Annotated in this window: 24 protein-coding genes; 8 read left to right on the plus strand and 16 right to left on the minus strand. The window is 68.0% G+C overall.

Features of this window, described 5'->3' with window-relative positions; genetic code table 11:
- Nucleotides 1-21: 21 nt before the first annotated feature.
- Nucleotides 22-927 (minus strand): recombination-associated protein RdgC, encoded by a 906-nt coding sequence (locus tag ACVOJ1_RS04420; protein WP_065174082.1) that lies wholly within the window; start codon nucleotides 925-927, stop codon nucleotides 22-24.
- Between the two features lie 36 nt (nucleotides 928-963).
- A complete protein-coding gene (gene ttcA / locus ACVOJ1_RS04425; RefSeq protein WP_181452149.1) occupies nucleotides 964-1,884 on the minus strand; it encodes a tRNA 2-thiocytidine(32) synthetase TtcA in 921 nt (306 codons plus the stop codon).
- 91 nt (nucleotides 1,885-1,975) lie between these two features.
- Here ttcA and ACVOJ1_RS04430 point away from each other — a divergent pair, with 91 nt between their 5' ends.
- On the plus strand, nucleotides 1,976-2,179 hold the full coding sequence (locus tag ACVOJ1_RS04430) for a YdcH family protein (protein WP_053516066.1): 204 nt from the start codon (nucleotides 1,976-1,978) through the stop codon (nucleotides 2,177-2,179).
- A gap of 122 nt (nucleotides 2,180-2,301) precedes the next feature.
- Here the strand turns inward: ACVOJ1_RS04430 and plsB are convergent, their stop codons facing one another.
- The 5 genes from plsB to ACVOJ1_RS04455 all read right to left on the minus strand — a co-directional run bounded on the left by plsB (nucleotide 2,302) and on the right by ACVOJ1_RS04455 (nucleotide 8,887).
- Complete coding sequence (plsB, locus tag ACVOJ1_RS04435; RefSeq protein ID WP_065174083.1) at nucleotides 2,302-4,938, minus strand: glycerol-3-phosphate 1-O-acyltransferase PlsB; 2,637 nt, start codon at nucleotides 4,936-4,938, stop codon at nucleotides 2,302-2,304.
- On the minus strand, nucleotides 4,938-5,891 hold the full coding sequence (locus tag ACVOJ1_RS04440) for a hypothetical protein (protein WP_346480061.1): 954 nt from the start codon (nucleotides 5,889-5,891) through the stop codon (nucleotides 4,938-4,940). Before ACVOJ1_RS04440 ends, plsB begins: the two co-directional genes overlap by 1 nt.
- Nucleotides 5,892-6,206: 315 nt before the next feature.
- Nucleotides 6,207-7,028, minus strand: a complete 822-nt coding sequence (locus tag ACVOJ1_RS04445) for a serine protease (protein WP_065182122.1) — start codon at nucleotides 7,026-7,028, stop codon at nucleotides 6,207-6,209.
- Between the two features lie 219 nt (nucleotides 7,029-7,247).
- A complete protein-coding gene (pyrF, locus tag ACVOJ1_RS04450; RefSeq protein ID WP_346480062.1) occupies nucleotides 7,248-7,973 on the minus strand; it encodes an orotidine-5'-phosphate decarboxylase in 726 nt (241 codons plus the stop codon).
- Complete coding sequence (locus tag ACVOJ1_RS04455) at nucleotides 7,970-8,887, minus strand: 5'-nucleotidase, lipoprotein e(P4) family (RefSeq protein WP_128987646.1); 918 nt, start codon at nucleotides 8,885-8,887, stop codon at nucleotides 7,970-7,972. Before ACVOJ1_RS04455 ends, pyrF begins: the two co-directional genes overlap by 4 nt.
- Nucleotides 8,888-8,986: 99 nt before the next feature.
- Here ACVOJ1_RS04455 and ACVOJ1_RS04460 point away from each other — a divergent pair, with 99 nt between their 5' ends.
- A complete protein-coding gene (locus ACVOJ1_RS04460) occupies nucleotides 8,987-9,637 on the plus strand; it encodes a YceH family protein (RefSeq protein WP_111187079.1) in 651 nt (216 codons plus the stop codon).
- Nucleotides 9,638-9,685: 48 nt separating this feature from the next.
- On the opposite strand, the gene ACVOJ1_RS04465 is transcribed toward ACVOJ1_RS04460, so the two are convergent.
- A complete protein-coding gene (locus ACVOJ1_RS04465) occupies nucleotides 9,686-10,213 on the minus strand; it encodes a GNAT family N-acetyltransferase (RefSeq protein WP_053516055.1) in 528 nt (175 codons plus the stop codon).
- Nucleotides 10,214-10,299: 86 nt separating this feature from the next.
- On the minus strand, nucleotides 10,300-12,276 hold the full coding sequence (locus ACVOJ1_RS04470; protein WP_053516100.1) for a UvrD-helicase domain-containing protein: 1,977 nt from the start codon (nucleotides 12,274-12,276) through the stop codon (nucleotides 10,300-10,302).
- Between the two features lie 102 nt (nucleotides 12,277-12,378).
- Here ACVOJ1_RS04470 and ACVOJ1_RS04475 point away from each other — a divergent pair, with 102 nt between their 5' ends.
- Complete coding sequence (locus ACVOJ1_RS04475) at nucleotides 12,379-12,999, plus strand: thymidine kinase (RefSeq protein ID WP_053516051.1); 621 nt, start codon at nucleotides 12,379-12,381, stop codon at nucleotides 12,997-12,999.
- Between the two features lie 103 nt (nucleotides 13,000-13,102).
- Entirely contained in the window at nucleotides 13,103-13,813 is a 711-nt protein-coding gene (locus ACVOJ1_RS04480; RefSeq protein ID WP_180876190.1) for a sel1 repeat family protein, read from the plus strand.
- A gap of 37 nt (nucleotides 13,814-13,850) precedes the next feature.
- On the opposite strand, the gene ACVOJ1_RS04485 is transcribed toward ACVOJ1_RS04480, so the two are convergent.
- From ACVOJ1_RS04485 to ACVOJ1_RS04500, 4 genes are all read right to left on the minus strand, one after another.
- Nucleotides 13,851-15,455, minus strand: a complete 1,605-nt coding sequence (locus ACVOJ1_RS04485; RefSeq protein WP_053516049.1) for an OpgD/OpgG family glucan biosynthesis protein — start codon at nucleotides 15,453-15,455, stop codon at nucleotides 13,851-13,853.
- Between the two features lie 105 nt (nucleotides 15,456-15,560).
- Entirely contained in the window at nucleotides 15,561-16,373 is an 813-nt protein-coding gene (mutM, locus tag ACVOJ1_RS04490; RefSeq protein ID WP_065174093.1) for a bifunctional DNA-formamidopyrimidine glycosylase/DNA-(apurinic or apyrimidinic site) lyase, read from the minus strand.
- A 19-nt stretch (nucleotides 16,374-16,392) separates the two neighbouring features.
- Nucleotides 16,393-16,722, minus strand: a complete 330-nt coding sequence (locus ACVOJ1_RS04495) for an EF-hand domain-containing protein (RefSeq protein WP_128987651.1) — start codon at nucleotides 16,720-16,722, stop codon at nucleotides 16,393-16,395.
- Nucleotides 16,719-17,921: a DesA family fatty acid desaturase gene (locus tag ACVOJ1_RS04500; RefSeq protein ID WP_053516042.1), complete on the minus strand. Its 1,203-nt coding sequence runs from the start codon at nucleotides 17,919-17,921 to the stop codon at nucleotides 16,719-16,721. Before ACVOJ1_RS04500 ends, ACVOJ1_RS04495 begins: the two co-directional genes overlap by 4 nt.
- Before the next feature lie 214 nt (nucleotides 17,922-18,135).
- On the opposite strand from ACVOJ1_RS04500, the gene ACVOJ1_RS04505 reads away from it, so the two are divergent.
- A complete protein-coding gene (locus ACVOJ1_RS04505; protein ID WP_231107769.1) occupies nucleotides 18,136-18,894 on the plus strand; it encodes an ABC transporter ATP-binding protein in 759 nt (252 codons plus the stop codon).
- Nucleotides 18,895-18,982: 88 nt separating this feature from the next.
- Here ACVOJ1_RS04505 and ACVOJ1_RS04510 read toward each other — a convergent pair whose 3' ends face one another.
- The gene (locus ACVOJ1_RS04510; protein WP_346480063.1) at nucleotides 18,983-20,188 is read right to left on the minus strand and encodes a DUF4785 domain-containing protein; all 1,206 of its coding nucleotides are present in this window, start codon (nucleotides 20,186-20,188) and stop codon (nucleotides 18,983-18,985) included.
- A gap of 11 nt (nucleotides 20,189-20,199) precedes the next feature.
- The gene (locus tag ACVOJ1_RS04515; protein WP_065182116.1) at nucleotides 20,200-21,078 is read right to left on the minus strand and encodes a hypothetical protein; all 879 of its coding nucleotides are present in this window, start codon (nucleotides 21,076-21,078) and stop codon (nucleotides 20,200-20,202) included.
- 259 nt (nucleotides 21,079-21,337) lie between these two features.
- On the opposite strand from ACVOJ1_RS04515, the gene ACVOJ1_RS04520 reads away from it, so the two are divergent.
- Entirely contained in the window at nucleotides 21,338-22,177 is an 840-nt protein-coding gene (locus tag ACVOJ1_RS04520; RefSeq protein WP_263176682.1) for an acid phosphatase, read from the plus strand.
- A 106-nt stretch (nucleotides 22,178-22,283) separates the two neighbouring features.
- Here ACVOJ1_RS04520 and ACVOJ1_RS04525 read toward each other — a convergent pair whose 3' ends face one another.
- Nucleotides 22,284-24,551, minus strand: a complete 2,268-nt coding sequence (locus ACVOJ1_RS04525) for a TonB-dependent receptor (RefSeq protein ID WP_193395692.1) — start codon at nucleotides 24,549-24,551, stop codon at nucleotides 22,284-22,286.
- 160 nt (nucleotides 24,552-24,711) lie between these two features.
- Here ACVOJ1_RS04525 and ACVOJ1_RS04530 point away from each other — a divergent pair, with 160 nt between their 5' ends.
- Entirely contained in the window at nucleotides 24,712-25,734 is a 1,023-nt protein-coding gene (locus ACVOJ1_RS04530) for a TIGR00266 family protein (RefSeq protein ID WP_053516031.1), read from the plus strand.
- A gap of 182 nt (nucleotides 25,735-25,916) precedes the next feature.
- Nucleotides 25,917-26,909 (plus strand): patatin-like phospholipase family protein, encoded by a 993-nt coding sequence (locus ACVOJ1_RS04535; RefSeq protein ID WP_253118388.1) that lies wholly within the window; start codon nucleotides 25,917-25,919, stop codon nucleotides 26,907-26,909.
- Nucleotides 26,910-26,931: the final 22 nt, after the last annotated feature.

The following is a 26,931-nucleotide window of genomic DNA, read 5'->3' on the forward strand; positions in this document are numbered from 1 at the left end:
GGCGGCCCACGCGGTGCCTGTTCAGTCAGCCTTGCTGAGCTTGAACGCCTCTTCCAGCAGCAGGAACAGGCGGCGGATCTCGGCGCTCTGCAGGGCGAACCGTGCGTCGAACTCGGCGCGACGGCCCTCCTCGTCGGCATGCTCGAGCTGGTCCAGGGCGCCGTCGAGGAACTTCAGCTTGCGCACGATCAGGTCGTCGCCGATGACGAAGGACAGGTTGTCTTCGAAGATCAGCGCCAGCTTGGTCACCTGCTTGCCGGCGTCCAGGTGCTTGTCGATCTCGTCGCAGCGCAGTTCCTGGTGCTGGCACTTGACCACCGCACCGCCCTCCACCGGATCCTTCATCTCGCACTCCTCGCCCAGGCTGAGCCCGGTCGGCAGCGGTTCGCCGGCGATCCAGCCGGTCAGGATCGAACGCGGCGCGACTTCGGCGTTCAGCGGCATTGCCGGGAAGCTGCCGAGCAGGCCACGGATGTCGGACATGAAGTACTCGCCGGTCTTGCGGCTGGACGTATCCACCGCGACGTAGCCGTGCTGCAGGTCGATGAAGGCGTCGTTGCGCGAGGACTTCACAAAGGCGCGCGGCAGCAGTTCATGCAGCAGGTCGTCCTTCATGCGCTTGCGTTCGCGGCCGCCGGGGCGCCGGCCTTCCTTCTCCTCGATCTCCTCCAGCTTGCGCTCGAGCAGGTCGTTGACCACGGCTGCCGGCAGGATCTTGTCCTCGCCGCCGACCGTCAGCCACAGGTGCTCGGCGATGCGGTGCGAGAGCAGTTCCTTCTCCTCGCGGCCGAACGGTGAAATGAAGCCGCGCGAATTCATCTCCAGCGCGCCGACCGGCTTGAGCACGGCGTGCGGCAGCAGCGTATCGATTTCAGAAAAATCAGTGGCGGTCGGGAAACGGAAGAACGTCAGGTTGCGAAAGAACATGGATTTCCGGATGGCAAAGAGAAAGGGCGACCGACCTTATGCGGTGGGCGTCTCGGGATCTGCGTCGGCGTCGACCGGGGTACCGGCCAGCCAGGCATGGGCATCGGGCAGCGGTGCGTCATCGCGACGGCCCAGCGCCATGAAGTCGAACAGGGACGTGTCGGCCAGCTGCGAGGGCCGGACCTGGCCCATGGCGCGCGCGATCTGCTCGATGCGGCCGGGGTGGTCCCTGTCCCATTGCTTGAGCATCAGGCCGACCTGGCGGCGCTGCAGGTTTTCCTGGCTGCCGCACAGGTTGCAGGGGATGATCGGGAACCGGCGTGCCTGCGCGTACGCGACGATGTCGCTTTCGCGCACGTAGGCCAGCGGCCGGATCACCACGTGCCGGCCGTCATCGCTGCGCAGCTTCGGCGGCATGCCCGACAGCTTGGCGTGGTGGAACAGGTTCATGAAGAACGTGGCCACCATGTCGTCGCGGTGGTGGCCGAGCGCGATCTTGGTGAAGCCATGGGTCTCGGCATGGTGGTACAGCGCGCCGCGGCGCAGGCGCGAGCACAGCGAACACATCGTCTTGCCTTCCGGAATCACCCGGCTGACCACCGAATAGGTGTCCTGCTCGATGATGTGGTACGGCACGCCGAGCCCGGCCAGGTACTCCGGCAGCACATGCTCGGGGAAGCCCGGCTGCTTCTGGTCCAGGTTCACCGCCACCAGTTCGAACGGCACCGGTGCCTTCTTCTGCAGCTGCACCAGCATGTCCAGCAGGGTATAGCTGTCCTTGCCGCCGGACAGGCAGACCATGATCCTGTCGCCGGCCTCGATCATGCCGAAGTCGGCGATCGCCTCGCCCACCTGGCGGCGCAGGCGCTTGGCCAGCTTGTGCTGCTCGCGCTCGGCCACGCGCGGATCGCGGGGCGCGCGCGGCAGGGGATCGGGAAGGGAGATCACGGCACTCATGCCTGCCATTCTACCGGCTTGGAGCGGCCCCGGCCGGGGAACGGTCCGGCCCTCTCCCGGTGGTCATCATCGCTGTGTATGCTCGGAGGCTGTGGACACCTACAGCCCCGCCGAGATCGCCGAACGCCTCGCCGCCCTGCGCGCCGAGCACCGCCTGCTGGATGAACAGATCACCCGCATGGCGGCCAATGGCGAGGACGAGCTCGAGTCCAAACGCCTGAAGCGGCGCAAGCTGCAGCTGAAGGACTGCATCACCCGGCTGGAAAGCCTGCAGATTCCCGACGAGCCGGCGTGAGCCGGGCTCAGGTGGGTGCCCACCTTGGTTGGCCTCTGCCCTGGTAGGTGCCAACCTTGGTTGGCACGACTGGAAGGTGTGTGGACCAAGGTCCACACCTACCGTAGGACCCGGCGCGACCTTCAATCCTGCGGCGCAGGCTCGTCCGGGCGTGCGGCTTCCGGGCTGACCCGCTCGATGGTGTGGCGCAGTTCGCGACCGAGGATGAACTTGGCGTCCTTGGCCCAGGCATCCAGGCGCTGGTCGAACAGCAGCTTGCTGTTCTCGTCGGGCCATACCAGGCGCAGTTCGCGCAGCTTCTGGATGAAGCTGCGGAACAGGGCCTTGTCGAAGAACTCCGGTGCCGCCGGCGCGTAGAGCAGGCTCAGGCGCTGTGCGGCCTGCTGGCACAGGCTTTCCAGTTCGGCGGCGCCGAGCGTGCCCGGCCCGTTCTTCACCAGCACCGAAATGGCGATGTAGTAGCGCTCGAAGGCCTGCTGCAGGGAGTGGCCGATCGCACGCAGGCGGAACACTTCGTCGGTCTGCCCGGTGTTGCGGGCAAGAATGCCGCCATCGTCCTCGTTGACGTTCTGCAGCAGTCCCTCGCGCACGAACACGTCGATGGTCTGGTCGATGCGCTGGGCGAACTCGTCCTCGGTCCACGGCAGGAACAGCTCGGCCTGCAGGAACGGGTAGACGGTGCGGCCCAGCTGGACCAGGCCGGTGCGGCTCATGCGGCGGTTGTTCTGGAAACAGCACGCCACCCACGAGGAGGCGGTGAACAGGTGCAGCACGTTGTTGCGGAAGTAGCTCAGCAGCACCGCGGTGTCGCCGCTCACACTGAGCACGTCGCCCAGCGGGTGCTTGATGCGGGTGAGGACGTTGATCTCCTCGGCGTGGGCGATGATCCGCTCCGGCGAATGCGGAGTCACCGTCACCCGGTCCGAATACGGCATCTCGACCAGCAGGGTCTTGCACAGTTCGATCTGCGCGATCAGGTCCGCCTCGCCCATTGCATGCTTGGGCGTGGACAGCAGGGCCAATGCCAGCAGATTGATCGGGTTGACGTCCGCCGCACCATTGATGCGTTCCTGGATGCGCTCGGCCAGTGTATCGACAGTGGTCGACAGCCATGCCGGCTTCTCGTCTTCCGGCACCGCCTCACCCTTCCACTCCGGCGCCTTCTCGGCCAGCACGTCGTTCAGCGCGATCGGCTCGCCGAAGTTGACCACCACCTGCCCGTAGTTCTGCTTGAGCACCTTGGGGATGCCCCACAGCAGCTGCCAGATCGATTCCTTTTCCTTCGGTCGGCCGGAGAGTTCGTCCAGGTAGCTGCCGCCTTCCATCAGCTTCTCGTAGCCGATGTAGACAGGCTGGAACAGCACCGGCTTGCGCGGCTGGCGCAGGAAGGCACGCAGGGTCATCGAGATCATGCCGCCCTTGGGCTGCAGCAGGCGGCCGGTACGCGAACGGCCGCCCTCGACGAAGTACTCGATGGAATAGCCACCGGCCACCAGCTGCGCGACGTACTCGCTGAGCACCGCCGAGTACAGCGCGTTGCCGCGGATCGAGCGGCGGATGAAGAACGCGCCGCCCTTGCGCAGCAGCGTGCCGACCACCGGCAGGTTGAGGTTGATGCCGGCCACGATGTGCGGCGGCACGATGCCGCGGTCGTACAGCAGGTAGGACAGCAGCAGATAGTCCATGTGGCTGCGGTGGCTGGGCACGTACACCACTTCATGGCCCGGCGCGGCCGCCTTGAACTTGTCCAGATGGTGAACCAGCACACCGGCATAGATCCGGTTCCAGACATGGCTGAGCATGAAGCTGGCCGAGCGCACCACCGGGCTGGAATAGTCCGCAGCGATTTCCCAGGCGTAGGCATGCGCCTTCTTCCAGGCATCGGCCGGCTTGGAATTGTCGCGCTTGGCCTGCGCGGCGATCGCTTCGCGTACCGGCTCGGCGGCCAGCACCTGGTCCACCAGCAGGCGGCGGGTGGAAAGGTCCGGGCCGATCACCGATTCGCGGATACGGCGGAAATGGGTGCGCAGCACGCGTTGCAGCTTGCGGACCGTACGCTCGGGCTCCAGGCCCTCGTTGACGGTGGAGCGCAGCGAAATCGGCGGAGCGAAGCGGACGATGGTGCTGCGGCCGTTGAGCAGGACCGCCAGCAGGCGGCGGAAACGGCCGACCAGCGCCCAGTTCTCCGAGAACAGTACGGCAAACCACCCGCTCTGCTTGTCCGGCGCGCGGCCGACGAAGATCGACACGGGCACCAGGTGCACGTCCAGATCCTCATGCACGCGATGCGCCTGCAGGACCTTGGCCAGCGAATCGGAATGGGTCTTGGCGCCACGCTGCTCCGGAATCAGCGAGTTGCTGGAACTGCGCCGCGACAGTGCCAGGTAGGCGCGTTTGCGACCGGTCGGGTCGCCGGCCAGCGGCACCAGCGGTGACGGCAGGCCCGCCTGGCGGCACGCCTTGTCCAGGATCAGCGCGTTGGACAGCCCGTAGTCTTCCAGCACGTACATCACCGGACGGCCATCGTTGTACTGGCCCGGATCCTCAGGTTCGATCTTCAGCGACAGCCACGGCTCGACCAGGCGGCCGAGCAACCGTGCCCACAGCGGGCGGCGGCCAGGAGGACGGGCGTGCACGGGCGGCGGCACCGGATTCGGGCCGGTACTGGTCGAGGGGGACGCCAGCGCCGTTTCGGCGGGCGTCGACTGGGATTCTTCGCCGGGGAACGGCAGCGGGTTCTGTTTCGACATCGGCGCCATTATGGCTTAGGCGGCGGCATTGCCGCTTCTTCGCCTGCATCGGCGGGTTCGGCCGGGGCGGGCGCGGCTGCCGCACGGGCCGCGTCGGCCTGGCGCAGTATCGCGTCGGTATCGGCCAGAGTGCGGGTCAGGTACCAGTGACCTTCGCGCCGGCTCAGCGGCAGCTGCAGGGTCAGCTCGCGCCCGGCCAGGTCGTACTGCAGGCGGACCAGCGCGTTGTCGCCCTCCAGTGACAGCACTTGGCCGCGGATGCTGCGCAGGGCTTCGTCCACCCCCAGCCCGTAGCTGGCCAGCACGGCCTTGAGCGTGTGGATGAACGGCGCCAGCTGCTGCAGGCTGCCTTCCATCCCCGCGGCCTGCAGGCCGGCATCATCCTCGAAGCCGACCTGGGTGGCGGCGCCGACGAGCGCGGCGATGCTGCTGCGCGCCCGTGCGCGATCGCTGATCGGTGCGCCCTGCGCCCAGCCGGACAGGGCCTCCACCAGGGCGATGTAGTGGGCCTGCTGGCTGGGCGTGTATCCCTTCTGATGGCGCAGGTACTGCACCCCGAAGTTGCCCATCGACTGCGCGGCCTGGCGCACCGCGCCGGACTGCCCGGCCAGCTGGCGGTCGAAACTGCGCTGCAGTTCGGCGCTGGCGCCGGGCCTGCGCAGGGCGGCCAGCATCGGCAGCAGCTGGTCACCCAGCGGCAGTTCGGTCAGCGGCCATTGGCTGTGTCCGTCCGCCCAGGCCTGCTGCAGCCGCTGGTACTGGCTGGGGGGCACCGACAGCTTCGCGTAGCCGAGCAGATCGTCCTCGGCCAGACGCTGCGCCATCGCCTGCACGGCGGCCACCGGTTCGGCTGCCGGTCGGGCCGGATCACTGCCTGGCTCGCGGCACGCGGCCACGGCCAGCAGCACCATGGCCGCCAGCCCCCACCCTCGTGCAGACTTCGTTCGCACTACCGTGCTCATGCCTTCGGACTCCCCGGACCGGTCCGCATCTTGCGGCCTGCAAGGTGACAGCGGCAAGCCGGGACGTCACGGTTTCCAGCCAAGGGGGTCAGATCCCCTCTGCTGCGGCAGAAGGGATCTGACCCCAGCGCCGCCACCGGGATAAAAAAAAGAGCCCGGATCACGGGGATCACAGGCTCCTCAAGCCGGCTCGAGGCCGGAGGACAGTGTTGTGGCGCAGGTCCGGTCCGAAGACCGGATGGCGCGATCCTACGCCGCCGCACAACTTAAGGCAACACATGATGTAATGTTATTCAACTTATTGATTTTATTGAATCAATCGCGTTGCCACACCGATTCGATGAAATCCACGGCATGTTTTTCGGCGATTCGGGCATAAACCCCCGGGTAGCCAGCCAGGGCACAGCCTTCGCCCCAGCTGACGATGCCGAACTGGGTCCAGCCCTCCCGCAGGCGCAACAGCAGGGGCCCGCCCGAATCGCCCTGGCAGCTGTCGATGCCCTCGCGACCGGCACAGATCACCTTGCCGCGGGCCAGCTCGCCGGCGTATGCCTGCTGGCATTGCGTGAAGGGCACGAAGGGCGTCCGCACCGCCTGCAGCTCGGTCGGGTAGATCACGTCGTCATCGATGCCGGTGTCACCCCAGCCGATCACGGTGAAATCACGACCCGGCTTGAGATAGCTGGCGTCCGGACGCAGGCGCAGGGCAACCGGCTGCACGTCGGCCAGCGGCGCGCTGAGGTGGATCAGGGCCACGTCGTGCTCCAGGGTGTTGCCGCTGTTGAAGGCCGGGTGCACGTGGATCGCCCTGATGTTGGACGCTCGAGGCGATGGCGCGGTGGCCAGCGTGGTGCTGCCGGCCAGCACCGCCAGCCGCGCGGGCGAGTTGCCCTGTACGCAGTGCGCGGCGGTCAGGATCCAGGACGGCGAGATCACCGTGCCGCCGCAGACGTGGCGGTCGAAGTCACTGTCCCCCAGCTCCAGGCCCTGCAGGCTGACCATGAACGGATACTCGCCGGGCACGGCCGGGGCGCCGCCGATGATGTGGGGCGACCCGGTCGCCGGTGCTGCTGCGGTGGCAGGAAAGATGGCAGCGGCCAGCAGGCCACCGAACAGCAAAGAGGTGCTGCGATACATATCCTTGTACTCCCTCTATCGATGATTGGAACCGGCGAAGCCGCGGTCCACGCCGGTGCATCGATTGGAAGGGCGACCACCCCCGCGCACTGCGAGCGGGCTCACAGTTCATCGGTGTGGGGACGGTCGCGTCATTACGGGAGCCACAATTGCGAACGCCATCCCGCATGCAGCGCGATGGCGTTCATGATGTCACCGTGATCGCTGTTGGTGCGGGACTCAGCGTGCAGCCAAAGCCGACGCGATTTCCTGCTGGATCGACCGCGCCGCTGCCTGCGGATCGGCCGCCAGGCGGATCGGTCGACCGACCACGATGGCGTCGGCGCCATCGGCAAACGCCTGGGCGACGCCGACGGTACGCTTCTGGTCGTCGCCGACCGGACCCCCGGGGCGGATGCCCGGGCAGACGATCGAGAAGCCTGCACCGGTCGCGGCACGGATCGGCGCGGCTTCCTGGCCTGATGCGATCACTCCGTCGATACCGGCGGCCAGCGCGGCCAGCGCGCGCTCGACCACCACGTCCACCGGCTCGCGGTCGATTCCCATCTGCGCCAGGTCCGGACGCCCCATCGAGGTCAGCACGGTGACCGCCAGCAGGCGCATGTCGCCGGTGCTGGCCGCGGCGCAGGCTTCCATCATTGCCGGATGCCAGCCGTGGATGGTGGCGTAACTGACCGGCCACTGCGACAGCCGCCGGATCACCGCCGCCGCGGTAGCGGGGATGTCGAAGAACTTCAGATCGACGAACACGCGCTTGTCGCGGCGCGCCAGCTCATCCAGCACCTGGAAGTAGTCACCGGACGCCAGCAGTTCCATGCCGATCTTGTAGAAGGCCACGCTCTCGCCGAGGCGGTCGACCCACTCCAGTGCCTGTACGCGGTCAGGGACATCCAGCGCGAAGATCAGGCGCTCATCGTCGCGCAGCGGCAGCGGTGCGCGGCTCACGGCGCGTAGTCCAGGGCAGCGCGCTTGGCCTCATGGCGTGCCTGGCGCGACTGGCTGTAGTCATTGTTGAACTGCGCCGGCTCGAAGCCGCCGTAGGTCGGGTTCGGCAGCATCCACCAGCGCTCGCCGAACCAGTCGTGGTACTGCTGCAGCAGTGCGTCACGCCCTTCATTGGTGTTGGCGGTCACTTCCACGAAGTCGCCCAGCTGGTCGCCGAACTGCATCAGCACGCGGTACTTCTGCCCGGCCAGGCGCCGGCGGCAGTTCTTCTCGCTGCCGGCCTGCTCGCAGCCTTCGACCACGGTGCCCAGGCCCAGGAACACGCTGTCATCGGCGACCGGCAGGCCCTGCTCGCGCAGGTTGGCCAGGGTCGCTTCCTTCAGGTGCACGGCGCGGTTGGAGATGTACAGAAGGGTCACGCCGCGGGCATTGGCCGCCTTGGCGAAATCGACTACGCCGGGAATCGCCTTGGCCTTCTTCTCCGCGACCCACTGGTCCCAGCTCAGCTCGTCGTATTCCTTGCCATCGCGCACCAGGCGCGCCTGGTAGGGCGAGTTGTCCAGCACGGTTTCGTCCACGTCCAGCACCACCGCGGGCTTCAGGCCCTTGGCCTCGTTGCCGCGCTCTTCCGGCACCAGCGCGTCCCAGTGGGCTTCCTTCAGCGCGCCGTCCAGGCGGTCGGCGGCGGCACGGTAGGTCTGCTCGGTGATCGCGCGGTACTCCTGCGCGCGCTGCATCCACAGCACCGCGTTGAGGTTGTCGTTGGCGGTCGCTTCGCCGGCCGCCCCGGTCTTGGCAGCCGGGGCCACCGGAGCGGCCGCGTCGGTGGCCGGGGTCTCGACGCGCTTGCAGGCGGACAGACCCAGCAGCGCCGTGGCGAGCAGGGTGAGGGACAGGGAAACAGGACGACGCATGGCATTCACCGGCAACAGATATCGGCTCATTTTACCGGCAAAGGCGCCATCGGGACGGCTATGCTTGGCGGTTGACCCGATGCCTTCCCGGAGGCCGCCATGACCGATGCCATCCAGACCCCCGACCGTCCCCTGCTCGATCCCGTGCAGGCCCGCCTGCTGGGCTGCCTGGTGGAGAAGGAGGCGACCACGCCGGACACCTACCCGCTGACGGTCAACGCCGCCCAGTCGGCCGCCAACCAGAAGACCGCGCGCGAGCCGGTGATGAACGTCGACGCCGGCAGTGTCCAGCACGCGCTGCGCCAGCTGGAGTCGATGGGCCTGGCGCGCCAGCACTTCTCCTCGCGTGCAGACCGCTACGAGCATCGCCTGCAGGCCGCGCTGGACCTGACCCGGCAGCAGACCGTGCTGCTGGCGATGCTGCTGCTGCGCGGGCCGCAGACACTGGGCGAGCTGGTCACGCGCAGCGAGCGCCTGTACCGCTTCGCCGACACCGACGAAGCCCGCCACGCCATCGAGCGCCTGCAGCAGCGTGAGCTGCTCATCGTGCTGCCGCGCGCCAGCGGCCAGCGCGAGGACCGCTATATGCACCTGCTGTGCGGCGAGGTGGACGCGGCGGCACTGGCGGCACGGTACGCAGGCGGTGCCGGTGGCAGCGAGCCGGCCGACCCGGGCCTGGCTGAACGGGTGGCCCAGCTGGAAGCGGCAGTGGCCGAACTGCAGGCGCAGCTGGCGGACCTGCGCGGCTGAGGCGGCCCGCCGGGCCTGGCCCAACGCTGTCGATGCGGTACAGGCGGACTAGCCGACCGGCGCCGCTCCCGGCGTGGCATACAGACGGCTGGGCGTGGCGATGCCCGGCAGCTGGATGACCCCCTGTTCGCACATGCCCAGGCCCAGCAGGATTTTCCCGGACACGACGTTGTCCAGGTCGGTGATGCCATAGAGGTCCTGCAGGCCAAGGGCGCCGCGCGCGTGGGTGAAGACCGCCCGCGCTGCTTCCCCTGCGTAGCCGTGCCCCGTGTACTCCGACAACAGTGCATAGCCGATGTCCGGTCCCGGCAGGCCGTCGCGCCGGACCAGCCCGGCATTGCCCAGCCAGGCGCCATCGGACAGACGCTCGATGGCATACATGCCGAACCCGTTCAACGCATAGCTGTGCAGCACGCGCAGGGCGATGTACTCGCGGGCCTGCGCTTCGCTGTGCACGTTGCGGTCACCAATGAAGCGCACGAAACCAGGATCGTTGAGCAGCGCCAGCATCGGCGCCGCATCACGATCAGGCTCGATGCGGCGGAGCCGCAGGCGTTCGCTTTCGATGGGATGCATGCGCAGACCTGTGGGTGGAGAGGCCCGATTGTAGGGCGATGTGCTGGGGTCAGAGCCCTTCCCTGCGGGAAGGGATCCGACCCCGGTCAGTCGAACAGGGCCTCGATCGCCGCCAGTCCCGCCGTTGCCCGCTCCTTCTTGCGCGCGGCATCGGCCACCGGGTCGGCGCCGTCGCGCTGGATCTCCTCGGCCGGGATCTCGTCGAAGAAGCGGCTGGGCTTGAGCCGCACATGCTCGCCGAACTTGCGGGTGAGCTTGCTGTAGCTCATCCACAGCTGGATCTTGGCGCGGGTGATGCCCACGTACAGCAGCCGCCGCTCCTCCTGCAGGTTGCCTTCATCGAGGCTGACCTGGTGCGGCAGCACGCCGTCCTCGCAGCCGACGATGAAGACATACGGGAACTCCAGGCCCTTGGAGGCATGCAGGGTCATCATCCGCACCTGGTTGCCGCCCTCATCCTTGTCGCTGCGCGACAACAGTGCCAGCTGGCCGGCCAGATCGGCAGCGGTGGCACCGCGCGGCCCGCCTTCAAACCACTGCGCAAGTTCCTCGATGTTGTTGGCGCGGCGCTGGTAGCTGGCCTCTTCCTTGGCCTGCTGGCGCAGCTCGCTGAGCAGGCCCGATTCCTTGGCGACCTTGCGGATCATGTCACCGGAGCTGACCTGCCGCATCTGTGCGCGCAGGTCGCGCAGGATGTCGGTGAAACGCGCCAGGCTGTTGGCAGCGCGCGGCGGCAGCTGTGACAGCGCACCGATCGCCTCGGCCGCCTGGGCCATCGGCATGTCTTTTTCCGATGCCAGTTCGGCCAGCCTGGCCAGCGTTCCGGCACCCACGTCACGCTTGGGCGCCTGCACGGCACGCATGAATGCGGTGTCGTCGTCCGGGTTCACCAGCAGCCGCAGCCAGGCCAGCGTGTCCTTCACTTCCTGGCGCTCCAGGAACATGGTGCCGCCGGTCAGGTGATAGGGAATACGCAGCAGCTGCATCGCCTTCTCCAGCGGCCGCGACTGGAAGTTGCCGCGGAACAGGATGCAGAAGTCACTCCACGGCACGTTGCGCGACTGCGCCACGAAGGCGATCTCGGCGGCCACCTTCTCTGCCTCGTGCTCGCTGTTGCGGCATTCCCATACGCGGATGCGCTCACCGTCGGCCTGATCGCTCCACAGCTTCTTCAGGTGCTCGTGCGGGTTGTTGGCGATCAACGCATTGGCCGCGCGCAGCACGCGGTTGGAGCAGCGGTAGTTCTGCTCCAGCTTGATGATCTCCAGCGTGGGGTAGTCGCGCCCCATCTGCTGCAGGTTCTCGGGGTTGGCGCCACGCCAGGCGTAGATGGACTGGTCATCGTCACCCACGCAGGTGAAGTTGCCCTTGTCCCCGGCCAGCTGCTTGAGCAGGCGGTACTGCGCGTCGTTGGTGTCCTGGCATTCGTCCACCAGCAGGTAGCCGATGCGTTCGCGCCAGGCCAGGGCGATCTCCGGGTTCTCCTCCAGGATCTGCACCGGCAGGCGGATCAGGTCGTCGAAGTCGACCGCGTTGAAAGCGGTCAGGCGCAGCTGGTAGCGCTCGTAGACGCTGGCTGCTTCCTTCTCGCGGTTGCTGCGCGCGGCAGCCATCGCCTGCTCGGGCGAGAGACCGGCATTCTTCGCCCGCGACACCAGGTTCTTCATGTCCTCGATATCGTCGGGCTTGGCGCCATGCATCAGGTCCTTGATCTGCGCGGCGGCGTCGTCGGCATCGAAGATCGAGAAGCCGCGCTTCAGGCCCACCGCCGCATGCTCGATCTGCAGGAACTTCAGGCCCAGGGCGTGGAAGGTGCAGATGGTCACCTCGTCGGCGTCCTGCTCGCGCAGACGCTTGGCCACACGTTCGCGCATCTCCTTGGCCGACTTGTTGGTGAAGGTGATCGCGGCGATGCGGCGGGCCGGGTAGCGGCCGCAGCCGATCAGGTGGGCGATCTTCTCCACGATCACGCGCGTCTTGCCGCTGCCGGCACCGGCCAGCACCAGCAACGGGCCTTCGATGTGCAGGACGGCGGCGGCTTGGGGAGGATTGAGACCGTGCATGGGAGGGGGATTGTAGCGGGGCCGGGTGAGGACCACAGCCGGACCGCCGGTGGGGTTGCTGAACAGCTTCGGCCAAGCGGGGCTGCGGCGTACAATCCGTCGATGGCCAAGCTCTACTTCTACTACTCGGCGATGAACGCCGGCAAGACCACCACCCTGCTGCAGAGCGCGCACAATTACCGCGAGCGCGGCATGCGGGTGGCGATCCTGACCCCGCGCCTGGATGATCGCGCGGGCGCAGGCGTGGTGGCCTCGCGCATCGGGCTGCGCGCCGAAGGCATGGCGTTCGACCGCGACACCGACCTGCAGCGCTGGGCCGAACAGGATCTGGCATCGAACGGGCCGATGGGCTGCCTGCTGGTGGACGAAGCACAGTTCCTGACCCGCGCGCAGGTCTGGCAGCTCAGCGAAGTGGTCGACCAGCTGCGCATCCCGGTGCTGTGCTACGGGTTGCGCACCGATTTCCGCGGTGAACTGTTCGAAGGCAGCCAGTACCTGCTGGCATGGGCCGACGAGATGCAGGAGATCAAGACCATCTGCCACAGCGGCAAGAAGGCGATCATGACCGTCCGCGTGGATGAGCACGGGCATGCCGTGCAGGACGGCCCGCAGGTGGAGATCGGCGGCAACGACCGCTATGTGTCGGTGAGCCGGGCCGAGTTCAAGAAGATCACCCGCGGTGAAGGCCGCATCGAGCCGATGCAGGCGCCCCTGCCGCTGTGATCCGCCGGCTCATGCCGCTGCACGCGTGACCTCCGGCAGTTTACAGCTGCAGGCCAGTGGTCCTAGGCTGCGGCCACGTCTGCTGCCGAACAGGAAGTCCGCCATGCGTTCCACGCTTCTGCTGTTGCCGCTGCTTCTGCTGCCGCTGGGGCCGCCGGCCTTCGCCGCCGATCGTCCTCCGGTGGAGCAGGATCCCACGTTGCTGGGCGCAGGCTTCATGGACAACCATCCGGACATGATGTACCGGCAGTGGGGCGTAAACGCCCTGCACCGCAATGATGTCAAAGGCGCGATGGATAATTTCCGGCTGGCCGCACGCTACGCGGACAAGCCTGCGCAGGGATACCTGGGCGAACTGTACTGGTATGGAGTGAACCAGCCGCGCGATCCGCTCATGGCATTTGCCTGGATGGATGTGGCGGCCGAGCGCGGCTACCCCCTGTTCGTGGACCTGCGCAACGAGTACTGGGCCGCGCTGCCACTGGAGCAGCATGAGGCCGCGCGTGCGCAGGCCAACGCGCTGCGGGCCGAGTATGGCGATGAAGTTGCCCGCCCGCGCATGGCGGAAGTGCTGAGGAAGGGACGGCGCGAGATGACCGGCAGCCGTGTCGGCTCGATGTCCAACAATGTGGACATCGTGTACATGGACGGCGGCATCTCCCGCACGATCAAGGCTGACCGCATGTACGATCCGAAGTACTGGGATCCCAAGCAGTACGAACGCTGGCAGGACGAAACCTGGATGAAGATCCGCCGTGGCACGGTGGAAGTGGGCGTGCCGACGCAGTCGCACGCCACCGACGCCAAGCCGTGAGTTATCGGTGCCGGCACTTGGCCGGCATCGATCTGCCTCAGTACAGCGTCCGCTCCGGTGCACCGGCCGGCGGCGGCGTGTACTGGTACAGCCAGGTTTCGGTCAGCGGCTTGCCACCGCTGCGCAGGTACAGGCGGATGTCGATCTGTTCGGTGCTGCCTTCCGGCGGCACCAGGTCGAACATCGCGCGGTAACCGTCGATCTCGCGCAGCGGACGCGCCGATACGATCTCGACACGGCCCCGGCTGGTTTCCACCACTGCCTCGACCTCGGCCTTGTCGATCAGCTTTGCCAGTTCGCCGCCTTCGAAGTCCACGGCGAAGCGCCACGAGAAGTACTCGCGCTTCTTGCCGACCACACCGCCCAGCCCCGTGCGGCTGGCCACGCAATGCGCCAGCGGTGGCCGTGCCGGCGGCTCGGCGCCCCAGTACAGGCGGTAGCCGACCAGCAGCTCCTGTCCCGGCTGCGGCTTCTCCTTCGGATTCCAGAAGGCGACGATGTTGTCGAAGGTCTCATCGACCGTGGGGATCTCCACCAGCTGCACCGAGCCCTCGCCCCATTCGCCCTTCGGCTCGATCCACAGGCAGGGCCGCTTCTCATAGAAGACGCCGTCGTCCTGGTAGTGATCGAAGTTGCGGTCGCGCTGCAGAAGGCCGAAGCCACGCGGATTGCGGTCGACGAACATGTTGAAGCGCAGGTTGCGCGGATTGCACAGCGGCCGCCAGATCCACTCACCGGCCCCGGTCCACATCGACAGGCCATCGGTATCGTGGATCTCCGGGCGCCAGTCCCAGTCCATGCGGCGGTCGTTCTCACCCACCTGGTACATGCTGGTGCACGGCGCGATGCCCAGGCGCTCGATCGCCTTGCGCGGATAGAGCGCACTGTCGATGTCCATCAGCAGCACATCGCCGTTGGTGATGGCGAAGCGGTAGGCGCCGGCTACGCTGGGCGAGTCCAGCAACGCATAGACGATGATGGTGTCCGAATCGGCGGCAGGCTGTTCGAGGTAATAGGCGATGAAGTCGGGAAACTCCTCCGGCCTGCCCATGCCGGTATCGATCGCCAGGCCGCGCGCGGACTGCCCGTACTGGCCTTCCTTGCCGACCGCGCGGAAATAGCTGGCGCCAAGGAACGCCGCGAAATCGCGGTCGGTATCCTTGCGGGTGTTCAGGCGGAACCCGGCGAAGCCCAGGTCCGCCGGCAGTTCGCCGTTGCGGATCCCGCTCTTGCCGTAGTTGAACGCTGCACCGTCATACGCCAGTTCCTGCGCCTGGCCGTCGACCACGTCGAACATGCGCACCGGCGAATGGAAGTACAGGCCCAGGTGGAAGAACTTGGCCTGGAACTTGCCGGGCTGATCGGCCCACAGCGCGTGGTCCTGGCGATAGCTGATGGACTGGTACTGGTCCCAGTCCAGCGCTTCAAGCCGGCCCGGCAGCACCCGCTTGTGGCTCTGGTACGGGGCCTGTGCCAGTGCGCGTGCCTGCCCCTTCAGGGTGGCGAAGCTGAACGGCTGCGGCTGGCCGAGGCGGCGCAGGCCGACCTGGCCGTTCCTGCTGGCGGCGCAGGCGGGCAGGGACGGCAGGCCGAAGGCTGCCAGGGCCAGGGAGGCGTTGCGGATGAAGTCGCGTCGTTGCATGCAGGCGCGTCAGGCACAGGGAAGGGTCGGCCATCATAGGCAGACAAACGTTAACGGGCAGCGGAGGGCGCAACCTCCCATTCAGCTGCCGCTGGCTGGACCGCCTCAGCGCTGGCAGTGGCTGCACCACACGCTGGCACGCTGGCCGATCATGGCGTGCTTGAGCAGGCGTCCGCAGGTCGGGCAGGGCAGCCCGTCGCGGCCATAGACCAGCAGTTCCTGCTCGAAGTAGCCGGGTGCGCCATCGGGGCTGATGAAATCACGCAGTGTGGTGCCACCGCGGGTGATCGCGTAGCCCAGCGTTTCCTTCACCGCGGTGGCCAGCCGCTGGTAGCGCTCGCGTGAGACCTTGCCGGCCTCGCGCAGCGGGCTGATGCCGGCCTTGAACAGGCTCTCGGCGGCATAGATGTTACCGACGCCCACGACCACCGCCTGGTCCATGAGGAAGGTCTTGACCGGGGCGCTGCGGCCGCGGCTGCGGGCGAACAGGTAATCGCCATGGAAGGCCTCGTCCAGCGGTTCAGGCCCCAGCCCCTGCAGCAGCGGATGGACCTGCCCGGCCGGTTGCCAGAGCAGGCTGCCGAAGCGGCGCGGATCGTTGAAGCGCAGCAGGCGCCCGTTGTCCAGGCTGATATCCACGTGGTCATGTGGCCGCAGTGGGGTATCTCCGGGCAGTACACGCAGGCTGCCGGACATGCCCAGATGCAGTACGGCGCTGCCGATGGCCGTGTCCAGCAGCAGGTACTTCGCGCGCCGGCGGATGCCTTCGATGCGCTGTCCCGGCAGCAGCTGCGCAATCTCCGGCGGAATCGGCCAGCGCAGGTCGGCGCGGCGCAGGATCACGCCGTGGACGCGGCGGTCCTGCAGATGCGGGGCCAGGCCGCGGCGGGTGGTTTCGACTTCGGGCAGTTCAGGCATGCCCCGATTCTACGCCCGCTCAACGCGGGGGCGCGGACAGCTCACGGGCGTCGAGAAACCCGTCACCGTTGGCATCCTGCTTGTGGAAGCGCTGCACGATGACCTGCCGCTGCTGCTCGCGGGTGATCGCTCTGCCCTTGCCACCGGGCAGTTCATCGGTAGTCAGCACGCCATCCCCATTGCGGTCCATGCGGTCGAAGGCATACAGCATCCACTGCACGTACTCGGTCTCGCTGACCCGGCCGTCGCCGTCGCTGTCCATCTTCTGCAGGTAGCTGCGGGTGTCGCTGACCTGGGCCGGGGCGGCGGCCGGCAGCAGCGCGGCCAGCAGCAGCGCCCCTGCCCTCATGCGCCCACCAGCGTGTAGCCCTTCAGCCGTTCGGCATAGGCCTGCAGCGCGGCGATTCCGCTCCCCTCGGCCTCGCGGCACCACGCCTGCAGGTGTCGCAGGCGCTCGGCGGCATCGTGCCCGCGCGCCTCCAGCAGCGCAGCCAGCCGCGCGCGGTACTCGACCAGCACACGGATGCGCGGGCGTTGCGCCACCCATTCGCTGAGCTGGGCACGGTTGTCCGGCTTCAGCCAGCGCCCATCGTTGACCAGGCCGCGGCGCAGCCGCCGCGGCAGCAGCCGGCGCAGCTTGGCGCCTGCCTGGGCGGCTTCCTCGCGCAAGGCCGGCATGAAGACGTTGCGCTGGTAATCGGTCATCGCCTGGAAGCGATGCGACAGCAGTGCCTTCAGGGTCTCGGCGTCGGGCACGGCGATGTTCGGGCGCACATCCATCGCCGGTGCGACGCGCAGCACCCTGGCCAGGCGCAGGGCCTGCAGCAGGCGGATCGCGCACCAGCCGATGTCGACTTCCCAGCGCCGCATGGCAAAGCGTGCCGAACTGGGGAAGGCATGGTGGTTGTTGTGCAGTTCCTCGCCACCGATCCAGACGCCCCACGGTGTCAGGTTGGTGGAGGTGTCGGCCGATTCGTAGTTGCGGTAACCCCACCAGTGCCCCAGGCCATTGACCACGCCGGCCGCCCAGAACGGAATCCACGCCATCTGGATCGCCCACAGTGCTACGCCCGGCAGGCCGAACAGTACGCTGTTGATGGCCAGCAGCAGCACCGGGCCGAGGGTCGCATGCGGGGTATACAGGTGGCGCTCGATGGCATCGTCGGGCGTGCCGCGTCCGTACTGCTCGATATCCGCGCGCATGCCGCGTGCTTCCCGATACAGCTCCACTCCCCGCCAGAACACCGTGCCGATGCCGCGCGTGACCGGGCTGTGCGGGTCGTCCTCGGTCTCCACCTTGGCGTGGTGCTTGCGATGGATGGCCACCCACTCGCGGGTGATCATCGAGGTGGTCAGCCACAGCCAGAAGCGGAACACGTGGGCCAGTGCCGGATGGAAATCGACGCCGCGATGGGCCTGGCTGCGATGCAGGTAGAGCGTCACCGAGAAGATGGTGATCTGGGTGAAGACCAGCAGCACCGCCAGCATGGCCCACCCTCCCAGGCCGAGCACGCCACCGGTCAACAGGGATATCAGGGCATCGGACATGGAGGCTCTCCGGATCGCACGGGGATGGCAGACATCATGGCCGCTTGCGTTGCAAACTGCACCTCTGACCGCGGTGCGCCAGCACCGCTTCCGTGGCACCGTTCACAGTTGGGGACCTGAGTTGTCGAGCCTGGATCCGCGCGCCCGCGCCGTTGTCGCCGTCCCGTCCGCCGGGGAGCGGCCGCCGTTGATCGAACTGGACCGCGCCAGCGTGATGCGCGGCCAGGTGAAGGTCCTGCATGGGCTGAGCCTGCGCATCGCGCAGGGCCAGCACACCGCCCTGCTCGGCCCGAATGGCTGCGGCAAATCGACCTTCATCAAGCTGATCACCCGCGAGCTCTACCCGCTGGCGCAGGGCGACGGCGCGGTCGCGGTGAAGGTACTGGGCCAGAACCGCTGGCAGGTGGACCGGCTGCGCTCGCAGCTGGGCATCGTCACCGGTGACCTCAGCAGCACGCTGTCCGAGATGCCGGGGCTGACCGTCGAGCAGGCCGTGCTGTCCGGTTTCTTCGCCAGCTGCGTGGTGCCGGCTTTCCGTGAGGTGACCGCCGAGATGCGTGCCCGCGCCGGCGAGACACTGGCGATGACCGGTGCGCTGGCCCTGCGCGAGCGCGCCTATGCAGAGCTCTCTGCCGGCGAGACGCGCCGGGTGCTGATCGCGCGCGCGCTGGTGAACCGGCCGCAGGCGCTGCTGCTGGACGAACCCTCCACCGGCCTGGATCTGGTCGCCCGCCAGCAGCTGATCGCGACCATGCGGGCACTGGCGCAGCAGGGCATCACCCTGGTGCTGGTGACCCATCACATCGAAGAGGTCATTCCCGAGATCGAGCGGGTGGTGCTGCTGCGCGACGGCCGCGTGCTGGCTGACGGCAGTCGGGCCACGCTGCTGTGTGACGAGCCTCTGTCGGAGGTGTTCGGCGGGCCGATCCGGGTGGTTGAACAGGATGGCCGGCTGACGGCGTACGCGGGGTGAGCAGTACGCCTGCGCAGTGCCGGCGTCGGCGTGGCGCTGCAGGCGGTGCAGGGTAGCGGGCCGGCATTCCGGCCCGCCACGTCATGCCTCAGAACCGCAACGCGACTGCGCGTGACTCGATCGGTGCCATCCGGCTCTGGTCATGCAACTGCAGCTCGCGCAGTTCGAAGGGGGCACCGAAGCCGGCCGGCAGCGCTGCCTGGTCGAACGGCAGCACCAGCTGGCCGCGACCGGGACCGTCGAACCATGCGGCGGCGTGCGCCTGCGCGACCGGACGCAGTTGGCCATCCGGGCCCGTGGCGTGCAGGGTGCCGCGCGCTTCGTAGCGCCCGGCGGCGGCGACCTGCAACGGCAGCGCCACGCGCCGGCTGGCCTGGTCCGGTGTGGCCCGCCCGACGAAGCGGGCGGTCGGCCGGGCTACGGCGAAGGCGACCTTGCCGTCGCGCAGTACGCCATCGGCCTGGGCGAACACCTGCAGTTCCCACAGGCCCTGCGTGTTGCTGGCCTCGGCGGGAATCCGTACCTGCGCGTGCAGGCTGCCGTCAGTCGTACGCAGCAACCGCTGCGGCCAGCTGCGGCCATCGGGTGCGACCAGCAAGGCTTCGCCGCCCAGTCCCCCGCGACGCGCCTGCAGCTGGGCGGGACTGGCTCCGTCTTCAAGCAGGCGTGCCCGCAGCTGTATGCTGCCGCCGGCCAGAACCTGCGCCTGGCTGGCCTGCACCTCCAGCCGCAACGGGCTGTTGGGTTCAAGCACCTGTACGACGTAGCGGCCCTGCGCCTGCGCGCTCTGCAGGCGGTAATTTCCCGCAGCACTGCCCGTGCCGGTGCGCAGCATGCTGCTGCCTTCGCCCACGGGCATGCCGGCGTCCTGCAGCTGCCGCGCGTCGACGGCGCGGGCGACGCTGCTGCGGCCGGCCGGATCCCGGACCTGCAGTGACTGCGCCGGAACCGCGCGCGCACCGGCTGCCGGGCTCAGCTGGATCACCGCATCGGGGGCGGTCAGCGGCAGCTCCAGGCCACGTTGCAGCTGCGCGCCATCGACCTGCTGCCAGTAGCTGCGGCTGACCGAGGCGTAGGGCGTGGAGGCCTGCAGGGCCTGCGCCGGGTCCAGTGCCCAGGCAAACGCCAGGGGCGCGTGTTCGCTGTCGTCAGGCGGCAGCGGTGCGGCCACCAGCGTGGCCACCACCTGGTCGCCGGGGAGGGAGCGCAGCGGCTGCGCAGCGTGCACCGTGACGGAGGCTGTGGCCAGGGCTGCCAGCACGGCGGTGGTCAGCGGAAGGGAAATCATCGTCATCGTCGTCGTCCTCACTGGGCCAGGTCGTTGCGCAGGATGGCGCCCAGGCCGAAGCACTCGCGGCGGCTCTGGTTGTGGCTCAACGGCTCGGCGCCCTGGGTACGCGCCGTGTCGGTGAACCAGGTGCTGCCCGCTGCCTTCTGGCTGCTGCACTCCAGGAATCCGTCCGAGCACGAGGACAGCCAGTTCTGGGTGAACTCCAGGCCGACGTTGGCCGCGTAGCCGCCGCAGTAGCTGTTGCTGTCCCACACGGCCGATTCGACATCGCTGCCGACCACCGCGCGGAACGGCTTGGGCAGTGCCGGCCGACCGGCCGTGCCGTACAGGTTCTGCGCGTTGTAGGTGGCCATGCTGGCGACCTGCTGCATACGCACGGCATCGTTCTTGTAACCGAGCAGCCAGCCCAGCGAGGTTTCGAAGGTGTTGCCGTTGAGCACGGCATCGGCCAGCGGCGTACCCGCCGATGAGGGTGCCAGCGCGTTGACCTTGCGCACCGTGCGGATGATGTTCGGGTAGCGGCTGTCGTAGGTCGGGTTGGAGAGGATCCAGCGCATCACGTTGCCGCCGTTGGAATGGGTGATGACCACCAGCTGGGTGATGCCGCGGCTGTTGATGAAGCCGGTGAGCTGGTCGGCCAGGCAGCCGGCGGCTTCCGGCTTCCACATGTACTGGGTGAAATCGCAGTTGATGACCACATAGTTGCTGCTGTTCGGCAGCCCCTGGCGGACGGTGTCGATGATCGCCGGTTGCCAGTAGTCCTGGGTGGCGTTGGTCTGCGCGCCGGTGCCGTGCACGAAGGCCACGCCGACCACATCGGCGGCGGTGGCCGGCGTGACGGCCATGGTGGCGAGCAGGACCAGGACGGTACTTCCTGTTGCGGTGCTGCGCATCGCTTCTCTCCCTCTGTCAGCGGATCCCCCCGACCCGGCTGGAATGGAATGGCATGCATGCCATCGTTGCGCCGATGCTCGATGCCCCGGCGCGTGAAAGTCCGTGCGCTGCGCCCGGATTCGGGAGAATGGCGGAGCGCGATGACGCTTTTGCCCCGTTTTGATGACCATGCCGGGTCTGGCCGTATGACCGACGGCCACTGCGACGCCGGCTGCGGGCTGCGATCATGGCGTGGTGTTTCCTCTGCTGAGCCTGACCATGTCTGTGATCTTCCGCCCTGCCCGTCCCCTGCTTGGCCTGGCCATCGTGCTGGCGCTGGCCGGCTGTGCCGCGTCTGCTGCCCGGCCGACCGCCGTCGAAGCCAACGTCACCACCAAGGCCGTGGGCTATCTGGACGCGCGCGCCGTACCGGCCAGCCTGGCCCTGGTTCCGGCGCCACCCACCGCGGGCTCGGCGGGCTTCGCCCTGGATGAACAGGTCAGCCGCGAAGCGCGTGCACTGCGCGGCAGCCCACGCTTCGCCCAGGCCACGCTGGATGCCGAACTGGCCTTTCCGGAAGGTGCCAACCAGTTCTCCTGCGCGGTCGACATCGATGTGGACGCGGTGAAGACGCCCGCGCTGTACCGCCTGCTGGAGCGCAGCCGGATCGACGCCAGCGCTGCCACCAAGGTCGCCAAGAACCACTACCAGCGCCCGCGCCCGTTCATGGTCAATGGCGAGCCGACCTGCACGCCGGATGATGAAGCGGGCCTGCGCAGCAACGGGTCCTATCCGTCCGGCCACACCTCGATCGGCTGGGCATGGGCCCTGATTCTGTCGGAGATCGCGCCGGATCGTGCCGATGCCATCCAGGCCCGTGGCCGCAACTATGGCGAGAGCCGCCTGGTGTGCAACGTGCACTGGCAGAGCGACATCCTCGAAGGCCGTTTCATGGGGGCTGCCGCCGTTGCCCGGCTGCATGACAATGCCGCGTTCCAGCGCGACCTGCTGGCGGCACGCAGCGAGATCGCCGCCGCGCGCAAGGCCGGCCTGCACTCCAGCCGCAACTGCACCGCCGAAGAGGCAGTGTTGAAGGTACGCCCGCAGAGCGCGCTGTAAGCGCTCGCGGCGCAGAGGTGGCGCCGGGCCATGCCCGGCGGACACCGAACGCAGAAGGGCCGGCATTGCGCCGGCCCTTCTGCATTGCCTCGGTACAGCGACCGCATCAGAACTTCGCGGTGAACTCCACGCCCCAGGTCCGCGGCTCGTTGAGGAAGCCGGTCAGGTTGTTGAAGTCGATCGCACCGACCACGCGGGTCTGGTTGGTGAGGTTGCGGCCGAACACCGCCACGTCGTACTGGCCGTACTCCCAGTTGTAGCCCAGGCGCAGGCCGCCTTCCAGCGAACTGCGGCTGCGGAACTCCGGCGACTCGTAGATGAAGAAGTTCACCGGGCTGCGGTAGGCCCAGTCGGTGTAGGCGTACAGCTCGCTGCCATCGGTGAGCGGGAAGCCCACGCGCAGGGTCATGTTGTGGATCCACTTCGGCGCCTGCGGCAGCGGATTGCCGTTGACCAGGGCGTAGGTGCCGCCGTTGATCACCGTGGTCGGGTCGGTGATGGTGCAGCCACCGCCGCAGATCGCCACGGCCAGGTTTCCGTCCTTGATCTCGGTGTCGTTGTAGCTGCTGCCCAGGGTCAGCAGGACGTTGTCGGCCAGGTAGGCTTCCAGGTCCAGCTCCACACCCTGGCCGATGGTCTTGTCGGCGTTGAGCAGGGTGGCGGTATTGTTGCTGCCGCCGACCGCGATCAGCTGCTGGCCGTCGACGTCGTAGCGGAACACGCTGAAGCCCAGGCGGGCGCGGCGATCGAACAGGTCGGCCTTGATGCCGGCTTCGTACGAGATCACCTTCTCGGAATCGGCCTGCGACACGCCACCGAAGGCCAGACGGCCCTGGATCGACGGCGCGCGGAAGCCCTTGGCCACGCGTGCATACGCATTGACGTTGTCGGTCAGCTTGTACACACCGCTGACATCCCAGCTGACGTCATCGACGTCGGTGTTGGCCAGGTACGGCCCGCTCACCGGGGTGCCGCCCTGCACGGCCTGCAGCACGCGCGCGGTGAAGTCCTTCTTGTCCTGCGTGTAGCGCACGCCGGCGCGCAGCTTGAAGCGGTCGGTGACATCGAAGTCGCCCGATGCGAACACCGCCCACGCCTTGTTGCGCTGGCTCTGCACGGCATGGCCGGTCTGCGGATTGCCCGGCGTCAGCGAGTCGTAGTTGAAGCTGTCGATGGTGACGTCTTCATCGAAGTAGAAGACACCGGCCTGCCAGTCGAAGCGGCCCCACTCATTGGATTCCACGCGGAATTCCTGGGTCCACTGGCGGTGGTGCGGCAGGCCATCGGCCGATTCGGACGGGAACGGAATGAAGCCTGGGCCATAATTGCCGGCGCCGAGGAACGAAGCACCGTAGCCACCGTCGATATCGCCGCGGTTGAGCGATTCGGCAGTCTCGTAGCCGGTGATGGAGTGCAGGGTCACCGAGCCGAGGTTCCACTGCAGGCGCGCGCTGCCGCCCCAGGTTTCCAGGTCGGAGAAGTTCACGCCGTCGTTGGCCACCTTGTCGCGGTCGAAGTTCTCGACCAGCGCGTTGCTGCCCTTCTGGATGATGTTGGCGCGGAACAGGCGGGCGGTGCCGTTGAGCTTGCGCTTGTGCAGGTTGAACAGGGCCTCGAAATCGTCGCCCTCGTACAGGAACTGCACGCGGCCGGCAGCCTCGTCATAGCCTTCAAAACCACTGTTGGGCGCGCCGACGCGGGTGTTGTCGACCCAGTCGTCGCGGCGCTGGTAGATCGCCGAAACGCGTGCCGACCAGCGGTCGGTCAGCGGGCCGCCGTAGGCGCCCTGCACGTTCCAGCTGTTGTAGCTGCCGTAGCCGACGCGGACGTAGCCATCGGCATCCTGCGACGGACGCGCCGAATCGAACTTGACCACGCCGGCCGGGGTGTTGCGGCCGAACAGGGTGCCCTGCGGCCCACGCAGCACTTCCACGTTGGCCAGGTCGAACAACGGGAAGCCCTTCAGCAGCGGGCTTTCCTGCACCACGTCGTCGTACACCAGCGAGACCGGCTGCGAGGCATTGAGGTCGAAGTCGGTGTTGCCGAGGCCGCGCATGTAGAAGCGCGGGAAGGCACGGCCATAGGACGATTCGATGTTGAGGCTGGGTACGCGCGCGGCCAGGAAGCGGATGTCGTCGCCGGCCGAGCCGAGCACATCAAGTTTCTCGCCCTGGATCGCGGTGATCGCGACCGGCACGTCCTTGGCATTCTCGACGCGGCGCTGGGCCGTCACCTGCAGGGTATCGAGCGCGACCGGATCCTTGGCGGCGGGGGTTTCCTGGGCGGCTGCAACCAGCGGCAGCAGGGCGGAGAGAGCGGCAACGAGGGGGCGCGCGACCGGAATACGGCCGCGGGAAGTGCGGGTCGGGGACATGGCGGTAGGCTGTGTTTGGAGGGGTGGTAAAACGGCGCTACCAGATAATTGTTGCAATACAGCACCTGCGCCGCAAATGGCCGCTGTTCATGGCGCGGTCGCGGGCCACCGGGGAGGGTCGCTAGACTCGGGCTTTCCCACCCCGACCCGGCGCACCGCCATGACCCAGTGGTACTTCCATTCCTCCGCCCAGGCCGACCGCATCGGGCCGCTCGATGACGAAGCCGCGCGCCGCTACGCGCAGGCCAACCCCCGCGCGCTGGCCTGGTGCCAGGGTATGAGCGGCTGGACCGCGATCGCCGAGGTGCCCGAGCTGCAGGCGCCCGCCCCGGGCATGCCCAACACGCCGCCACCCGTGCCGGGCGGGCCTGCGCGGGGCCGGGCCGACGACATCGACTTCCGCATCGTCGGCCATGAGATGCAGTTCGTGGAGATCGAGCTGGATCCCGGCGAGAGCGCCATCGCCGAAGCCGGCGCGCTGATGTTCAAGGACGCCTCGGTGCAGATGGATACGGTGTTCGGCGACGGCACGCACAGCGGCCAGGGCGGCGGCATCATGGACAAGCTGATGTCGGCCGGCAAACGCGTGCTGACCGGCGAGAGCCTGTTTGCCACGCTCTATACGCATACCGGGCAGGGCAAGGCCAAGGTCGCGTTCGCCGCGCCCTACCCCGGCACCGTGCTGGCCATGAAGCTGGACCAGCACGGCGGCCGCCTGGTCTGCCAGAAAGACAGTTTCCTGGCCGGGGCGCGCGGCGTGCAGATCGGCGTGCAGTTCCAGCGCAAGATCATGACCGGCCTGTTCGGCGGCGAAGGCTTCATCATGCAGAAGCTGGAAGGCGATGGCTGGGTGTTCATCCACGCCGGAGGCTGTGTGGTCGAGCGCGAACTGGCCGCCGGCGAGCGCCTGGACGTCGATACCGGCTGCGTGGTCGCCTACCACCCGACGGTGGACATGGACGTGCGCCGGGTCAGTGGCATCAAGAGCATGGTGTTCGGTGGCGAGGGCGTGTTCCTGGCAACCCTGACCGGACCGGGCAAGGTCTGGCTGCAATCGCTGCCGTTCTCGCGCCTGGCCGGCCGGATGTGGATGGCCGCGCCGCAGGGAGGTGGGCAGAACCGCGGTGAAGGCTCGGTGCTGGGCGGCATCGGCCGCATCCTCGACGGCGACAACCGGTTCTGATCGCCCGCGGGTAGCGCCGGGCCATGCCCGGCGAGCGCAGCGGCCCTGAACTGCCCGCCAGGCCATGCCCGGCGCTACCCATGGCGGTCCATGAATAGGGCGTCGTCCTGCCCTGCCCGGCCCGCCGTGGCTTCGGTATGCTGGCGCCCTTCCCTGAATCCGGCGCCGCGAGCGCATTGCCGATGAGCCTGTTCCGTCCCCGCGTGCTGCTGTCCGTTGCCCTGCTTGGCCTGCTGGCCGGTTGCGGTGGCGATCCGGTGCGTCCGGCGCCGCCGCCGGCGCCGACCGTGGTGCCGCAGGCCAAGCCGGTGAAGATCGGCATCGCGCTGGGCGGCGGCGCGGCCAAGGGCTTTGCCCACATCGGCGTGATCAAGATGCTCGAGGCCAACGGCTTCGAGCCGGTGGTGGTGTCCGGCACCAGCGCCGGCAGTGTGGTCGGCGCGTTGTACGCCAGCGGCATGGATGCGTTCCAGATGCAGAGCCGGGCCGTCGCGCTGGATGAAGCCAGCATCCGCGACGTGCGCCTGTTCTCCGGCGGGCTGGTGCAGGGCCAGAAGCTGCAGGACTACGTCAACGAGCAGGTCGCCAACCGTCCGGCAGAGCGCCTGAAGAAGCCGTTCGCCGCCGTCGCCACCCAGCTCGAAACCGGCGAACGCGCGATCTTCGTGCGCGGCAATGTGGGCCAGGCCGTCCGTGCGTCCAGCAGCATCCCCGGCGTGTTCGAGCCGGTGAAGATCGGCGGACGCAACTACGTCGATGGCGGCGTGGTGAGCCCGGTGCCGGTCGATGCCGCGCGCCAGCTCGGTGCCGACTTCGTGATCGCCGTGGACATCTCCAGCAAGGCCAGTGGCAAGGCACCGACTGACATGCTCGGCATCGTCAACCAGTCGATCGCGATCATGGGCCAGCGCCTGGGCGAGCAGGAACTGGCCCGCGCCGACATCGTGATCCGCCCGCGCGTGCTGGATATCGGTGCGGCTGATTTCAGCCAGCGCGGGACCGCGATCCTGGAGGGAGAAAAGGCGGCGATGGCCGCGATGCCGCAGATCCGCGCGAAGATCCAGCAGCTGCAGAAGGCGCGCGCCGCCGCGCTGGCACCGCCGCCGGTAGCCGCGCCGAAGTGCGAGGAGACCTCGCGGCTGGGCAGGCTGATGGGGCGCAAGGGCAAGTGCTGAGCCCTCGCCCGCGCTGAGCGGT

It is taken from the genome of Stenotrophomonas sp. STEN225, from assembly GCF_056756445.1.

Bases quoted from the DNA above. Each gene is read 5' to 3' on its own strand.
- ACVOJ1_RS04470 (WP_053516100.1), bottom strand. From the start codon at position 12,276: ATGCACGGTCTCAATCCTCCCCAAGCCGCCGCCGTCCTGCACATCGAA.
- mutM (WP_065174093.1), bottom strand. From the start codon at position 16,373: ATGCCTGAACTGCCCGAAGTCGAAACCACCCGCCGCGGCCTGGCCCCG.
- ACVOJ1_RS04530 (WP_053516031.1), top strand. From the start codon at position 24,712: ATGACCCAGTGGTACTTCCATTCCTCCGCCCAGGCCGACCGCATCGGG.
- ACVOJ1_RS04445 (WP_065182122.1), bottom strand. From the start codon at position 7,028: ATGTATCGCAGCACCTCTTTGCTGTTCGGTGGCCTGCTGGCCGCTGCC.
- plsB (WP_065174083.1), bottom strand. From the start codon at position 4,938: ATGGCGCCGATGTCGAAACAGAACCCGCTGCCGTTCCCCGGCGAAGAA.
- ACVOJ1_RS04525 (WP_193395692.1), bottom strand. From the start codon at position 24,551: ATGTCCCCGACCCGCACTTCCCGCGGCCGTATTCCGGTCGCGCGCCCC.
- ACVOJ1_RS04485 (WP_053516049.1), bottom strand. From the start codon at position 15,455: ATGCAACGACGCGACTTCATCCGCAACGCCTCCCTGGCCCTGGCAGCC.
- ACVOJ1_RS04420 (WP_065174082.1), bottom strand. From the start codon at position 927: ATGTTCTTTCGCAACCTGACGTTCTTCCGTTTCCCGACCGCCACTGAT.
- ACVOJ1_RS04505 (WP_231107769.1), top strand. From the start codon at position 18,136: ATGCGCGGCCAGGTGAAGGTCCTGCATGGGCTGAGCCTGCGCATCGCG.
- ACVOJ1_RS04510 (WP_346480063.1), bottom strand. From the start codon at position 20,188: ATGACGATGATTTCCCTTCCGCTGACCACCGCCGTGCTGGCAGCCCTG.
- ACVOJ1_RS04440 (WP_346480061.1), bottom strand. From the start codon at position 5,891: ATGAGCACGGTAGTGCGAACGAAGTCTGCACGAGGGTGGGGGCTGGCG.
- ACVOJ1_RS04535 (WP_253118388.1), top strand. From the start codon at position 25,917: ATGAGCCTGTTCCGTCCCCGCGTGCTGCTGTCCGTTGCCCTGCTTGGC.
- ttcA (WP_181452149.1), bottom strand. From the start codon at position 1,884: ATGAGTGCCGTGATCTCCCTTCCCGATCCCCTGCCGCGCGCGCCCCGC.
- ACVOJ1_RS04500 (WP_053516042.1), bottom strand. From the start codon at position 17,921: ATGTCCGATGCCCTGATATCCCTGTTGACCGGTGGCGTGCTCGGCCTG.
- ACVOJ1_RS04520 (WP_263176682.1), top strand. From the start codon at position 21,338: ATGTCTGTGATCTTCCGCCCTGCCCGTCCCCTGCTTGGCCTGGCCATC.
- ACVOJ1_RS04460 (WP_111187079.1), top strand. From the start codon at position 8,987: ATGACCGATGCCATCCAGACCCCCGACCGTCCCCTGCTCGATCCCGTG.
- ACVOJ1_RS04495 (WP_128987651.1), bottom strand. From the start codon at position 16,722: ATGAGGGCAGGGGCGCTGCTGCTGGCCGCGCTGCTGCCGGCCGCCGCC.
- ACVOJ1_RS04475 (WP_053516051.1), top strand. From the start codon at position 12,379: ATGGCCAAGCTCTACTTCTACTACTCGGCGATGAACGCCGGCAAGACC.
- ACVOJ1_RS04455 (WP_128987646.1), bottom strand. From the start codon at position 8,887: ATGCGTCGTCCTGTTTCCCTGTCCCTCACCCTGCTCGCCACGGCGCTG.
- ACVOJ1_RS04480 (WP_180876190.1), top strand. From the start codon at position 13,103: ATGCGTTCCACGCTTCTGCTGTTGCCGCTGCTTCTGCTGCCGCTGGGG.
- ACVOJ1_RS04515 (WP_065182116.1), bottom strand. From the start codon at position 21,078: ATGCGCAGCACCGCAACAGGAAGTACCGTCCTGGTCCTGCTCGCCACC.
- ACVOJ1_RS04465 (WP_053516055.1), bottom strand. From the start codon at position 10,213: ATGCATCCCATCGAAAGCGAACGCCTGCGGCTCCGCCGCATCGAGCCT.